12 protein-coding genes are annotated in these 13827 nt (G+C 61.9%); 6 read left to right on the top strand and 6 right to left on the bottom strand.

Features of this window, described 5'->3' with window-relative positions:
- Positions 1-147: 147 nt before the first annotated feature.
- The 4 genes from AAFO90_RS10925 to AAFO90_RS10910 form a co-directional block, all read right to left on the bottom strand.
- On the bottom strand, positions 148-1755 hold the full coding sequence (locus tag AAFO90_RS10925) for a response regulator (RefSeq protein WP_347509434.1): 1608 nt from the start codon (positions 1753-1755) through the stop codon (positions 148-150).
- 282 nt (positions 1756-2037) lie between these two features.
- On the bottom strand, positions 2038-3099 hold the full coding sequence (locus AAFO90_RS10920; RefSeq protein ID WP_065270345.1) for a methyltetrahydrofolate cobalamin methyltransferase: 1062 nt from the start codon (positions 3097-3099) through the stop codon (positions 2038-2040).
- A gap of 3 nt (positions 3100-3102) precedes the next feature.
- On the bottom strand, positions 3103-4035 hold the full coding sequence (locus tag AAFO90_RS10915) for a methylenetetrahydrofolate reductase (RefSeq protein WP_347509432.1): 933 nt from the start codon (positions 4033-4035) through the stop codon (positions 3103-3105).
- 26 nt (positions 4036-4061) lie between these two features.
- Positions 4062-4358: a virulence factor gene (locus tag AAFO90_RS10910; protein WP_274829279.1), complete on the bottom strand. Its 297-nt coding sequence runs from the start codon at positions 4356-4358 to the stop codon at positions 4062-4064.
- 355 nt (positions 4359-4713) lie between these two features.
- Between AAFO90_RS10910 and AAFO90_RS10905 the strand changes: the two genes are divergently transcribed.
- Both AAFO90_RS10905 and AAFO90_RS10900 read left to right on the top strand, forming a co-directional pair.
- Positions 4714-5826, top strand: coding sequence for a Ppx/GppA phosphatase family protein (locus AAFO90_RS10905; protein ID WP_065270347.1), 1113 nt, complete (start codon positions 4714-4716; stop codon positions 5824-5826).
- A gap of 111 nt (positions 5827-5937) precedes the next feature.
- Positions 5938-6669 carry an RlmE family RNA methyltransferase gene (locus AAFO90_RS10900; protein WP_274829278.1) on the top strand — a complete coding sequence of 244 codons (732 nt, stop codon included), beginning with the start codon at positions 5938-5940 and terminating at the stop codon, positions 6667-6669.
- A 29-nt stretch (positions 6670-6698) separates the two neighbouring features.
- Here the strand turns inward: AAFO90_RS10900 and AAFO90_RS10895 are convergent, their stop codons facing one another.
- Positions 6699-6866 (bottom strand): hypothetical protein, encoded by a 168-nt coding sequence (locus AAFO90_RS10895; protein ID WP_274839152.1) that lies wholly within the window; start codon positions 6864-6866, stop codon positions 6699-6701.
- A gap of 153 nt (positions 6867-7019) precedes the next feature.
- Positions 7020-7916: a YihY/virulence factor BrkB family protein gene (locus AAFO90_RS10890; protein ID WP_065270349.1), complete on the bottom strand. Its 897-nt coding sequence runs from the start codon at positions 7914-7916 to the stop codon at positions 7020-7022.
- Between the two features lie 188 nt (positions 7917-8104).
- Between AAFO90_RS10890 and cls the strand changes: the two genes are divergently transcribed.
- From cls to AAFO90_RS10870, 4 genes are all read left to right on the top strand, one after another.
- Entirely contained in the window at positions 8105-9526 is a 1422-nt protein-coding gene (gene cls, locus AAFO90_RS10885; RefSeq protein WP_347509430.1) for a cardiolipin synthase, read from the top strand.
- Positions 9527-9661: 135 nt separating this feature from the next.
- Positions 9662-10318, top strand: a complete 657-nt coding sequence (locus AAFO90_RS10880) for an ABC transporter ATP-binding protein (protein ID WP_347509429.1) — start codon at positions 9662-9664, stop codon at positions 10316-10318.
- Positions 10315-12741, top strand: coding sequence for an ABC transporter permease (locus AAFO90_RS10875; protein ID WP_347509428.1), 2427 nt, complete (start codon positions 10315-10317; stop codon positions 12739-12741). The genes AAFO90_RS10880 and AAFO90_RS10875 overlap by 4 nt, the downstream gene beginning before the upstream one ends.
- Complete coding sequence (locus AAFO90_RS10870) at positions 12731-13810, top strand: lipocalin-like domain-containing protein (RefSeq protein WP_347509427.1); 1080 nt, start codon at positions 12731-12733, stop codon at positions 13808-13810. The genes AAFO90_RS10875 and AAFO90_RS10870 overlap by 11 nt, the downstream gene beginning before the upstream one ends.
- Positions 13811-13827: the final 17 nt, after the last annotated feature.

Below are 13827 nucleotides of genomic sequence, written 5' to 3'. Positions count from 1 at the left end.
CCTTACCCCAAGATTGCTGGCCAAGGCCCACGTGAGGATCGGATTGAATCACATCATGTAGCCAGGTTGCAGCCGCCCCAAACACGCGATCGCTTTGACTGCCGTCAATCACGTACCCCCCCCGACACCACAGGCCCCGACCAGACCTCAGTCGAGTGAAGCAAGACAGGCCAGAAGTTCGGCCCTGCGAAACGGCTTGGTCAGGAATCCATTCATGCCAACCTCGAAACAGGCCCTTGTGTCGCTTTTCTGGGCATTCGCCGTCAGCGCAACGATCCGGCATTCGGCGCGGCCGGTTTCTGTCTCGTGCTGTCTGATCCTGCGCGCCGCCTCCAGCCCGCCCATGACCGGCATGGAAAGATCCATGAGGATCAGGTCGTAGTCCGCGCCCAGATAGTTTTCGACGGCGGCAGCACCGTTTTCCGCAAGACGGACCTGCGCCCCCAGTTTCTGGAGCATCTTGTCCACGACCATCTGGTTGGTCTTGTTGTCCTCGGCTACAAGGATCTTCATCCCATGCAGCCGGTCCGATGCGATACCGGTGTCGATCCCAGCATCCCGTTCCAGATCACCGTTGATCTGATTGAGGACTGCCTTCCCCGCAGTCTCTGCCCCCCGCGGATCAGCAGCATCTGGCGCAAGGTTCAACCAAAGAGAGAAACGCGCGCCCTGTCCTGGCGCCGAGTCGACGGTGATGTCGCCCCCCATCCGTTCGATCAGCGCCCGCGAGATTGCAAGGCCCAGCCCCGTGCCCTCTGCCTGCGCCTGCGGCGAGCTGGCGGCTTGCTCGTAGGCCGAAAAGATCGAACGCAGCTTACTTTCCTCGATCCCGCAGCCGGTATCCGAAACCACGAATTGCAATGGCCCCCTTGCGGAAGCCGGATCATAGGAAACCGCCAGCGAGACATAGCCTTCGTCGGTGAATTTGATCGCATTTCCGATCACGTTCAAAAGGATCTGACGGGTCTTGCTGGCATCCCCCACGAAAACGGATGGCACGGCATCAGGGTAATCCAAGCGAAACTCAAGCCCCTTGAACGAGGTCTTGGCCGAGAAAAGCGTGACGATTTCATCAACAAGATCGCGCAATGAAAAGGGCTCATAGTGCAGTGAAATCTTGTCCGCGATGATCTGCGAGAAATCCAGAACTTCGTTGACGATCTTCAGCAATGCATTGGTAGAACTCAGTATCGTATTGGCAAGCAGGGACTGCTCTTCGTCCAGACTGGTGTCTTGCAGCAACTCGCAGATCCCAAGGATGCCATTCATCGGCGTCCGGATCTCATGGCTCATCTCAGCCAAGAACCGTTCCTTGGCCTGGCTGGCCGCCTCCGCCTCCTGCTTTGCGATCTTGGCCAGCTCCAAAGCCGCGTCACGTTCACGTTCCGACGTGACATCTGCTGACGAGCCGACAAGGTGCGTCAGCTTGCCTGTCTCGTCGAAGACCGGGCTCATAGTCGTGCGGATGTATCGTTCCTTGTGGACCGCAGGGAGATTGATCTCATAGGTTACCTCTTCGGCGGCGCGCGCCACTTCGATATGCTTGGCAAGAGCCCGCTCGCCGGTGGAACCGCCAAATACTTCCATCGCAGTCTTGCCAAACCAACCCTCTGCCGGAAGTTTCGAAATAGCCCGGGCGCGCGAATTCATCGCGGCATATCGGGGGATCCCATCGTCGCCGACCTCCAAAACGATCACCGCCATGCCAATCGCATCCAGCATGGAATAGAAATCGGTCACCTGAAGTCGTTTCACCCGTTGCTTCCCTTGCAGCTCGGACACGTCACCCAAATGACCATGGGCAACCATTCCTCTGTTGTAATCTGTAAATGGATCACCGCTAACGAAGTCTGAAGATAACCTTTTGCCAAAGGTTTGTGCGCAATCCGACCGCACCCGCAACGTTTGGCTCAGGAAGCACACGCACAGGACACTGTCGCCCCTGCTCCGTTTGTCGAAATACGGTGCCCCCCCAGACCGCACACAAGAAAAGGCCGGGACAAATCCCGGCCTCCCCTCACTATATTGTTATCAGGTTCAGGCGCGGCGGCGACGGCCACCGGTGCGGCCACCGCGGCCACGGCCTTCTTCGCCAGCCTTTGCGGGCGCCTTGTTGGCGGCAATCCAGGCACCGCCGTGCGGATCATTGTTGGTCAAGAGGTTGGCAGCGCGGATCGCTTCCATCTCCTTGCCCGCGCGCGGCTTGGTCGAGCCGAGACCGAACAAGGTGACGAAGGTCTCATCGTCCATGCCTTCGGGCAGGATGATACCAGCGGCGGTTACCTGTTCCTTCTTCTCGGCAATCGCCTTTTGCGTCACCGGCAGCGCCACCGGGTTCATGATCGCAGAGGTCATGCCCGCGCCCATTGCCATCGGCAGGAAGGCGTTGTTGATGCCGTGACGGTTCGGCAGACCAAAGGAGATGTTCGACGCACCGCAGGTGGTGTTCACACCCAGTTCTTCGCGCAGGCGACGCACCAGGGTAAAGACCTGATGCCCGGCGGTCGCCATGGCGCCGATCGGCATTACCAGCGGGTCGACCACGATGTCATGCGCGGGGATACCGAAATCGGCAGCGCGTTCGACGATCTTCTTGGCCACGGCGAAACGCACGTCGGGATCTTCCGAGATCCCGGTGTCGTCGTTGGAGATCGCAACCACCGGCACGTTGTATTTCTTGACCAGCGGCAGAACCAACTCCAGGCGCTCTTCCTCACCGGTGACCGAGTTCAGCAGCGGGCGACCCTGCGCGGCGGCCAGACCGGCCTCAAGCGCCTCGGGGACCGAGCTGTCGATGCACAGCGGCACATCGACCAGACCCTGCACCAGCTCAATGATCTTGGTCATCAGCGGCGGCTCGGTCTCGTTCGGGTTGGGGTTAGAATTATAGACTACGCCCGCGTTGATATCGAGGATATTGGCCCCGGCTGCCACCTGTGCCAGTGCGTCTTTCTCGACGGTGGAGAAATCGCCCGCTTCCAGCTCTGCTGCCAGTTTTTTACGGCCTGTCGGGTTGATCCGTTCGCCGATCACGCAGAACGGCTCATCAAAGCCCAGGACAGCGGTTTTTGTTTTTGATTCTACGACAGTACGGGTCATGTCTTATCCTTGGGGGTTGACCGGCTGCGCCGAGGCGCCGCCGTTGTTGATGGCCCAGGTGGCGTTGGTCTTGATGCCGCCCAGCGGGAAGAAGTGTACGTTGGTAATGTTGAAGTCCGGGTTCGCGGCCTTGTGGGCTGCAAGCTCGGCAACGACATCGGTCGGCTCATAGGGCAGCAGCAACTTGGACACGTCCATTGCGCGTTTCTGCAGCACCTTCAGCGACGGCCCCACACCGCAAGCGATGGCGAATTTGATCAGCGTCTGCAGCTTGGCCGGACCGGCGATACCGATGTGGATCGGCAGGTCGACACCGGCCTCTTTCAGACCGTCAGCCCATTCGATGATCGGCTTTGCCTCAAAGGCGAACTGGGTGGCCAGCGCCATCTTGGCATCGGTGCGTTCCGAGAATTTCTGTTTCCACAGAACCGCTTCCATCACGTTCTTCGAGGAACCGTCCGGATCGATGTCCTTGTTGCCTTCGGGGTGGCCAGCGACGTGCAGGTTGGAGAAACCCGCCTTGTCGAACAGTCCGGTTTCCAGGAGCTGCATCGAGCTGTCGAAGGCACCGTGCGGCTGCGCCACACCACCTGCCAGAAGCAGCGCCTGTTTGACGTCAGCCTCGCCCTGATAGCGCGCGATCCAGTCCGCCAGGGTCGCCTCGTCCTTGATGATCCGCGCCGGGAAGTGCGGCATGACGGGAAAGCCCTCGGCATTCAGACGCTTGGCGGTCTCGACCATGTCTTCGATGGGCGTGCCCTCGATATGGGCGATATAGACGCGGGTGCCTGCGGGCAGCAGATCGCGGAAATCCTCGACCTTGGTCGCGGTGCGCGGCATCACCTCGATCGAATATCCGTCAAGGAAGGCTTCGACCTGCGGGTTGACGGGCTGCGGGCTGGTGGCCTCGCGTTTCTTGAAGTTCAACAAAGCCATCACGGCCTCCCATAGTGGTGTCAGGCTCACGCCCATCCGTCATTCGCGATCAGGGCTTTCAGACGCTCCTGATCGAACTCTCCTTCCAGACGTACCGCTTCGGCTTCGGCGATCTCTGCCGGATCGCCCTCCGCCGCAAAGGGAGCCGCCTTGCGCCATTCCGCAAGATAGGCGTCCGCATCCTTGGCGTTCACCTTCATCGCTGCGCGGTCAATGGCCTGCTCGAACCGTTCTTCGAGCTGGCGTTTGGCGCCGCGGCGGCCCTTGCCCACGATGACCTGAGCCGGGATATCGCGCCAGTATACGATGGTGACGTCAGGCATGTCGGGTCCTTTGCTTTGCGTCTGTTCTGCTGCGTTTCTAGAATGCGATCCTGAAACGCGGGTGCCGGTTTTCGACAACACTTGGGGTTTGAGCGACCTTTTGCTCTGGCTCTGAATACATTCTCCGGGCCCGCATGGCCACAGAGGGGCATCCTCATAATTCTCATCAAGCTTATGAGGTTGTCGCCAAGACCCTGCACAAGCCCCTGGCAACACAGGCTGAACGCCGAAACAAGGGCCGGAGCAGCGCCGTTAACCGGTACAAGGAAAGCGTCGATCCGGGCGCCGCCGCCCTTGCACATACGTCTTTGTGAACATATCCTAAAACCAACACGATAATCGGAGGGCGTGAATCATGGCGCCCAGGCGTTCCAAAGGTGCGGGCGCGTTTCCCAAGGCGGTTGAAACCCCTGTACCAGCCCGTCCGGATCCGGATGCGCTTTATGCGGCATTGGATCTTGGCACAAACAGTTGTCGCATGCTGATCGCCCAGCCCAATGGCAGTGGCTTTCACGTGGTGGACAGCTTTTCCAAGTCGGTCCAGCTGGGGACCGGCCTTGAACGAACTGGGCGCCTGTCCCGTTCGTCGATGTCGCGCACCATTCAGGCGCTGCGGATCTGTCAGCAAAAGCTCAAACGGAACAAAGTGCGTCGGATGCGGCTCGTCACCACCGAGGCCTGCCGCCGCGCCAAGAACGCGCGCGATTTCATCCGGCAGGTCAAACGGGAAACCGGTCTGACGCTTGAAATCATCCAGCCCGAGGAAGAAGCGCGTCTGGCGGTCATCTCCTGCGCGCCGCTGGTTTCGACCAAGACGGAACAGCTCTTGGTGGTGGATATTGGCGGCGGCTCGACCGAACTGGTCTGGATCGACATTTCCTCGGTCCCGCGCCGCGACCGGCCTTCGGCCATCATGCGCCTGCATGCCGGGTTTCATCCGCCAGAAAGCCCCTTCCCCGCCGCCAAGGTGGTGGATTGGATTTCCGTCCCCCTTGGGGTGGCAACACTGCGCGATCAGTTCAACGACGTCGACGACGATGCCGCCCGTTTTGCCTTGATGAGCTGGTTCTTCGAAGAACACCTCGCTGATTTTGCCCCCTATAAGGATGAGCAGGCCCGCGAAGGTTTCCAGATCGTCGGCACCTCGGGCACCGTGACCACCGTCGCCGCCTCCCATTTGGGGCTGAAACGCTATGACCGCACCAAGGTCGACGGGCTGCGCATGACCAGTGATCAGATCGACAAGGTGATCCGCGGTTATCTGGATCTCGGCCCGCAGGGACGCCGCAGTGACCCACGTATCGGCGAGGACCGTCAGGCGCTGATCATGTCTGGCGCCGCTATCCTGCAGGCTCTCCTGCGCTGCTGGCCCACCGACCGGTTGTCGGTCGCGGACCGGGGCCTGCGCGAAGGGTTGCTATATGCACAGATGAGCGCGGACGGCGTTCTGGAAGACGGACCCTTTTAATAACGCAGACCGAACCCTCGGCATTTGAATTTTCGCGTCCGATCTGTCATGGACCGCGGAAAGCGAGCCTATACTGGCAAAGACCGACATCGGCAAAGATGGTACAAAGAGATGGCAAAGACCCCTTCCGGCAAGAGCCCGACCGGCAAGAACACTTCCGGCCGCGGCCAGCGTGACCTCAAGGTCAAGGTAAAGACCGCTCGCGGGCGCAAGCTGTCTTCGACCCGCTGGTTGCAGCGTCAACTGAACGACCCCTATGTGCGCCGCGCCCAGGCCGAAGGCTATCGCGGCCGGGCCGCCTACAAGATCATGGAGCTGGACGACAAGTTCCGCTTCCTGGTGCCGGGGGCCCGGGTGGTTGACCTTGGCTGCGCGCCGGGGGGCTGGGCGCAGGTCGCGGTCAAGCGCATCAATGCGCTGGGCGAAAAGCAGGGCAAATCCATTGGCCGCATAATCGGCGTCGACCTGCAGGAGGTCGAACCGCTGGCCGGAGCCGAATTCCACCAACTGGATTTCATGGATGAGGGCGCCGACGATCAGGTCAAGGAATGGCTGGGTGGCATGGCCGATGTGGTGATGTCGGATATGGCCGCTGCCAGTTCCGGCCACAAGCAGACCGACCACCTGAAGATCATGGCCCTTTGCGAGGCAGCTGCCTATTTCTCGTTTGATGTGCTGGAACAGGGCGGCACCTTCGTGGCCAAGGTTCTGGCCGGCGGTGCCGAGGGCGACCTGCAGAAACTTTTGAAACAGAAGTTCACCAAGGTTGCCAATGTGAAACCACCCGCATCGCGGTCGGACAGTTCCGAAAAGTTCGTCATCGCCACCGGCTTCCGGGGTTAAGCGCCCCGGCGGGCCGATCAGGCCGCTTTTTAATGCAACGGCTGCTGCGTTGTCTGCAGGGACAGGGTGGCCAGCTCGCGTAGCAAACGCGCATCTGGGCCTTCGTCTTCGCACTGCCGGAAAATCATCTGGGCACGCGGCGTCGGAGCCATGTCGGGCATCGGGCTCTTGAACAGATCTTGAAGGCGTTTCAGCATCGCGGCGGTCCCTATTCTTGCGTCGGCTGAATCTTGCCTACCCGCGTATTTCGCCCAGCCGATGGCCAAATTGTGGCAAACCTGCCTTTTTGTTGCAAAACCGGAAACAATAAGGCTTCCGCCTCCGAATTTTCCAAGAACCGCTGGTGCATACTATTCGACGTAGCTGTCCCCAGACGCCTCTGCTGCCTCGGCGCCGGGCTGGTCCAGCCGCATCAACGCACCGTTGAACTCGGCGCCAAAAATCAGGATCGCGGCATTCACATAAAGAAAGATCATCGCCGCCATGGCTCCCGCTAGCCCCGCATAGGTGGCCGAGTACTGCGCGAACGATCCGACATAGATCGCAAAACCAATCCCCGCGGCCCACCACAGCACCACCGTCAGCACCGCCCCCGGCAGGATCTGCGATACCCGGTGCCGCTGCCCGGGCAGCAAAATATGGCACAGCAGCACCGCGACCAGCGGCAACAGAAACAACAACACGCCACTGAATCCCTGCTCCCATCCCGGCCCGACCAGCTGATAGGGCAGCAGATCGGCGATATAGCGGACATAAAGCGGCAAAACGACCTCGAAGAGTGCCGCCACAAGGATGCCCGCGCCGCCCAGCACCACCAGCCCGGCGCAGATCAGACGCGCCTTCCAGAAAGGCCGGGGATCGTTGTCGCCATAGGCATTGACCATGGCCACCCGCACCGCATTGACGCCGTTGGAGGCAAAGTAAAGCGCGAGAACCCCGCCCAGCGTCGCCAGTTGCGTGCTGGAGGTCTCCAAAACCGCGAAGAGTTCGTTCAGGATCGGCTTCGAAACCTCCTCGGGCCAGCCGCCAAAGACGAGGTCCACCAGATCCTCTATCGCGACATCCTGTGACAAAAGGCTCGCGGCGGCCCCCGAAAGGGCGACGGTGAACAGGACAAAGGGGAACAGCGCCAGCATCATCGACATGGCGATATGACTGCTCATCACCCATCCGTTCTTGCGGTTGAATGCGGCGGCAGCGCGGGCCAACGCGCGCAGCCAAGGGGAAAGGACAGCAAACAGGTTCATGCTGCAAACCGTTCCACAGCCTCGGCAGAATCGCCAGCCTGACACGATTGGTTTTCACCTCTGGTGTGACCTGTGGCCTCCCGGTCACCCAAGAACCTGCGGTCCTCGCCCCGCGACTGCCCACTGGCAATCAGCGCAGGCCCCGGCCATACTCCATTGGAAAGGAACCGAATAATGGGACAGGCTAGGTGACGTTCTGGGTCGCGATCAGCACGGGTGGCGTCCTCCTGATGTGGGGGCTAGCGGTTCTGGGCGCGCTGAACGCTGCCCGCACCGCCCGCACGCCACAGGGCGCCATCGGCTGGGTCGTGTTCCTGCTGGCCTCGCCCCTGATCGCCCTGCCCGCCTATATGATCTTTGGCCATCACCGGTTCGAACGCTACCGCGCCGCCCGCCAGGACGCCCATCGCGCCGTGCAGGACATGCAGCCAATGGCCGATGTGCGGGGCGCACATAGCCCTGCGAAGATGGCCGTGGACCCTGCGCCCTTCGAAGCGGTCTCTGGCCTGCAGGTCTGTACCGGCAACGGCTTCCGCCTGCTGATTGACGGAAAAGCCGGGTTCGCCAGTATGTTCCGCGCCATAGATGAGGCGCGCGACTACCTCTTGATCCAGTTCTACATCGTGCGCGACGATGATCTGGGACGCCGCCTAAAGAGGCACATCATCGCCGCCAGACAGCGCGGCGTTGCTGTCTGGTTCATGGCCGACCGGATCGGCAGCCACGGCCTGCCCACCTCCTATCTTGCCGAGCTGCAACAGGCTGGCGTCAATCTGGTGGATCGCGGCACCCAAAGGGGCCCCAAGCACCGCTTCATGCTGAACTTTCGCAACCACCGCAAAACCGTGGTGGCTGATGGCCGTGTGGGCTTTACCGGCGGGCTGAACGTCGGCGATGAATATATCAGCCACACCAAGGCGTTTGGCGACTGGCGCGACACCCATGTGGAGCTGACCGGCCCGGTGGTGCAACAGCTGCAGCTGACCTATGCGCAGGACTGGCATTGGCTGACGGATGAGCCGATCCTGGACCTGCTCACATGGGAGCCGGAGCCGTCGCCGGAAAACAGATCCGCCCTGATCGTGCCGACAGGGCCCGGCGATACCACCGAAAACGGATCGATGATGTTCTTTTCGGCCATCTCTGCCGCCCGCAGCCGGGTCTGGATCGCTTCGCCCTATTTCGTGCCCGACCTTGATGTGGTGGCCGCCCTCAAACACGCAGCGCTGCGCGGCGTGGATGTGCGCATACTGTTGCCCGGAATTGTCGACCACTACCTGCCATGGTTGGCCTCGTTCGCCTATTTCGATGACCTGCAAAAGGTCGGTGTTCAGGTGCTGCAGTATTCCGGCGGCTTCATGCATCAAAAGACCTTTGTCGTCGATGATACCGTCGCCGCCGTCGGCACCACCAATATGGACAATCGCTCTTTTCGACTGAATTTCGAAACCATGGCGCTGTTCTTTGATACTGGCGCGGCGGAATCTGTCGCCGCAATGCTGGAGGATGATTTCACCCGCGCGCGCAGTTTGGATCGGCCACTGGCGGCGCAGCACTGGTCCGTCCGCCTTTTCGCCCCCGTGGCCCGGTTGCTGGCGCCGGTGCTGTGAGAGCCCGACCCCGTTTCCAAAGTCACGAACTGACGCCGCGATCCCAGCAGGGCCGCCCTGTTCCGCACGCAAAACGCCCCTAAATGTTTCCCAGTCTCAACCAACGCCACAGCGCCGACAGGATGACAAACCACTATGGTTCTCAAGATTACCGACGTGAGCAAGAGTTATACCTCAGGCCAAGCTATGACGCCCGTATTGCAGGGGGTCTCGCTGACGCTTGAGGCCGGATCCAGCCTGGCCCTGACCGGGGACAGCGGATCGGGGAAAAGCACCTTGCTCCATCTGGCTGCGGCTCTGGACAGTTTCGACAGCGGAGAGATCACAATCGAGGGCGCGCCCCTGTCCGGGCTGAACGAGGCCGGGCGCGCCGCCCTGCGCCAGCGGCAGGTCTCTATCGTGTTCCAGCAATTCAACCTGATCCCATCCCTCAGCGTTGGCAGCAACCTCAGCCTGCACGCACGGCTGGGCCGCCGCCGGGACCGCGCCTGGGAAGATCGCTTGATCGACCGGCTGGGCCTATCGAACTTACTGGACCGCTATCCTGACCAGCTATCCGGCGGACAACAGCAACGGGTCGCCATCGGCCGCGCCATGGCCTTGCGTCCGGCGCTGCTGCTGGCGGATGAGCCGACCGGAAACCTTGATGAAACCGCGAGCGAGGCGGTGATGGGCCTGATGCTACAGCTGCTGCGCGACAGCGGCGCGGCGCTGTTTCTGGTGACCCATTCGGACAGTATCGCCAATCAGCTGGACCGGCGGCTGCACCTGAAACAGGGCCAGATCGCATGATCACTGCCGCCTTTCAGACGTTGCTGTCCCATTGGCGGCGCCATCCCTTCCAGTTGCTCGCCATCGTCGCCGGGCTGGCGCTCTCCACGGGTCTCTGGTCAGCGGTGCAGGCCATCAACGCCGAGGCCCGCGCCAGCTATGCCCGCGCCGCCAGCCAACTGGGACAAGCGCAGGCCGATCAGCTGGTGGCCGGTGATGGCGTGATCCCGCTTAATACCTATGTGGCCCTACGCCGCGCCGGTTGGCGGCTGGCTCCGGTTCTAGAGGGGCGCATCAAGCTGGGCACGCAATCCATTGATCTTATGGGGATTGATCTCCTGAACCCGCCGCCTGTCGCACTGTTGTCCGGAGAAACAGGCGAAGAGGATGAGGCATCCGATATCTCACTGTCGCTGCTGCCCCCCGGCCAGTTGTTCCTGCACCCGGAGACCGCCGCGTCTCTTCCACCGGTCGAGCGTACGCCGCGCATTGTGGCGTCCGCCGAGGTGCCCCGAGGCACGGCGATTGCCGGTATCAGCTTGGCGAGCCGACTTCTCCAGCGCGCGGATACCCTAGATCGGCTGGTGATCCTTCCAGAACAATCCAGTGACCTGCCGCCGCTAGAACAACTGGCGCCGGCGCTCACCCGGATCAGCGCACAGACGGCAGGTTCAGCTACGGCCCGGCTTACAGACAGTTTTCACCTCAACCTCACTGCCTTTGGTCTGTTGTCTTTCGCCGTCGGGCTGTTCATCGTGCAGGGCAGCATTGGGCTGGGGCTGGAGCATCGCCGCGGTCTGTTCCGCACCCTGCGCAGCCTCGGGGTGCCGCTGCGCACCCTTGCTGGTTTACTGGTGGCAGAACTTGCGCTCATTGCACTGGGCGCTGGTGGCCTTGGCCTGATCATAGGTTATGGCGTTGCGGCGGCGCTGCTGCCAGATGTCAGCGCGACGCTGTCCGGACTATACGGTGCCTCGGTCGACGGCAGCCTGACCCTGCGCCCGGTATGGGTTCTGTCCGGCCTTAGCATGGCCCTCGCGGGGACCGCACTGGCAGGCGCGCGGGCGCTGTTCAGCCTCTGGACCATGCCGGTTCTGGCGGCCCCGGCGACCTCCGCCCGGGGACAGCAGACCGCCCGGTCCTTCCGGCTGACCGCTCTTGCTGGCGTGATACTGATCGCCGGGGGATGCGTCACGCTATGGATGTTTGACGGGCTGGTGGCGGGCTTTGCCTTTCTGGGCGGGCTGATGCTGGGCGCGGCGCTGCTGCTGCCGCAGGCGCTGTCGCTGCTGCTGCGCCTTGGGGCCCGCAGTGCACGGGGTCCGCTCGCCGAATGGATCTGGGCCGACAGCCGTGCGCAACTGCCCGGCCTGTCGCTGGCGCTGATGGCGCTTCTGCTGGCGCTGGCGACGAATATTGGCGTTGGAACAATGACTTCCAGCTTTCGGCTTACCTTTACCGGCTGGCTGGATCAGCGGCTGGCGGCAGAGTTCTATATCACGCTGAACAGCGACCAGCAGGGCACTGATTTTGCGGCATGGGCCGAAACACAACCCAATGTCCGCCTGCTGCCGATCCGCTGGCACGAGATCCGGCACCGAGAGGCACCGCTGCGGATCTATGGCGTTGTCGACGATCCAACCTACCGGGACAACTGGCCGATCCTGCGGGCGCAGCCCGGCGTCTGGGATCAGGTGACCGAGGGTCAGGGCATTCTGATCAACGAACAGCTTGCCCGGCGCCACGAGTATGCGCCCGGCGACACGCTTACCCTTGCGCCGGACTGGAGCGCGCCAATCGCCGGGATCTATTCCGATTACGGCAATCCAAACGGTCAGGCCATCATCGCCCTGCCGGATCTGCTGCACCGCGCGCCCGATATACCGAACAGGCAATTCGGTATCCGCATTCCTGCGGAACGCAGCGCGGACTTCATCAATACCGTCAGGCAGAGGTTTGATATCAAATCTGAAAACATAAGAGACCAGGATACAATCAAGGCCCGCTCTCTGGCGATCTTTGACCGGACCTTCGTCATCACAGAGGCGCTCAATCTGCTGACACTGGGGGTTGCCAGTTTTGCCATGCTGACCAGCCTTCTCACCCTTTGGGGGCAGCGGTTACCCCAATTGGCACCGGTCTGGGCCATGGGGGTGACGCGCGCACGGCTGGCCCGGATCGACATCCTGCGTAGCCTTCTGCTGGCGGGCCTGACTGCCAGTCTGGCGCTGCCCTTGGGGCTCACGCTGGCCTGGGCGCTGCTGGATGTGATCAATGTCGCGGCCTTTGGCTGGGAATTGCCGATGTATCTGTTCCCACTCGACTGGCTGCGCCTGTTCCTGCTGGCGTTGCTGGCCGCCGCCCTGGCTGCCCTGATCCCCGCCCGCAAGCTGAGCCGCCTGTCACCATCCCACCTGTTGAAGGTCTTTGCCAATGAACGATAAACTGCTGGCGATCCTTGCTGCCGTTCTCCTGACGCTCGGCCTGACCCTTGCGCCCATGTTGCTGCGGGCGCAGGGTTTCGCGGGCCTTGGAACCGAGGCAGAGGGATTCGCCATCCCCGAACCGGGCACCGCGCTCAGCTTTCCGCGCGACCACGGCCCTCACCCCGATTTTCGCATTGAATGGTGGTACTTGACTGCTAATCTTCAAGGTGCGGACGGACAAGACTACGGCATTCAGTGGACCCTGTTCCGCTCTGCACTGGCCCCCGGAGAGCGATCGGGCTGGGACAGCCCGCAGATCTGGATGGGGCATGCTGGCCTCACCACCGAACGGCAGCATTACTTTGCCGAACGTCTGGCGCGCGGCGGTATCGGACAGGCCGGGGTCACTGCAGATCCGTTCAACGCCTGGATCGACGATTGGCATATGCGAGGGACCGGCGTCGGCATCGACCAGTTGAGCCTCCGCGCCAGCGGAATGGAGTTTTCCTATGATCTACAGCTCTCGGTCGACACGCCGCTCGTGCTGCATGGCGCGGATGGATATTCGGTCAAATCCGCCAGCGGACAGGCGAGCCATTACTACTCGCAGCCCGGCTACCGGATCGAGGGGCAGTTGATCCTGCCCTCCGGCCCGGTGGCCGTCACCGGCCACGGTTGGCTCGACCGGGAATGGTCCAGTCAGCCGCTTGATGAGGATCAGACCGGCTGGGACTGGTTCTCCCTGTCCTTTGACAGCGGTGAAAAACTGATGGGGTTCGTCCTGCGCGGCGCGGGCGGCGATTTCACATCCGGCACATGGATTGCTGCCGATGGCAGCCCCCGCGCCCTGCCCGATGGCGCCTTCTCGGCGCAGCCGCTGGATTATGGCAGCGTCGCGGGCCGCTCGGTTCCTACACGCTGGCAGATCTCGCTGCCAGAGCAGGAGCTGTCAGCAACCGTGGAGGCGTTGAACCCGCAAAGCTGGATGGGCACCGCCTTTCCCTATTGGGAGGGGCCTGTGCGGGTCAGCGGCAGCCACAACGGTCGCGGCTACCTGGAGATGACCGGTTATGAGCCTGGTGAGTAGCTGTCAGGCGTGAAAAG

Origin of the sequence: Phaeobacter sp. CAU 1743 (genome assembly GCF_039839315.1) — a bacterium.
Lineage (GTDB): Bacteria > Pseudomonadota > Alphaproteobacteria > Rhodobacterales > Rhodobacteraceae > Phycobacter > Phycobacter gallaeciensis_A.
This window is presented reverse-complemented; position numbering and strand designations above follow the sequence as displayed.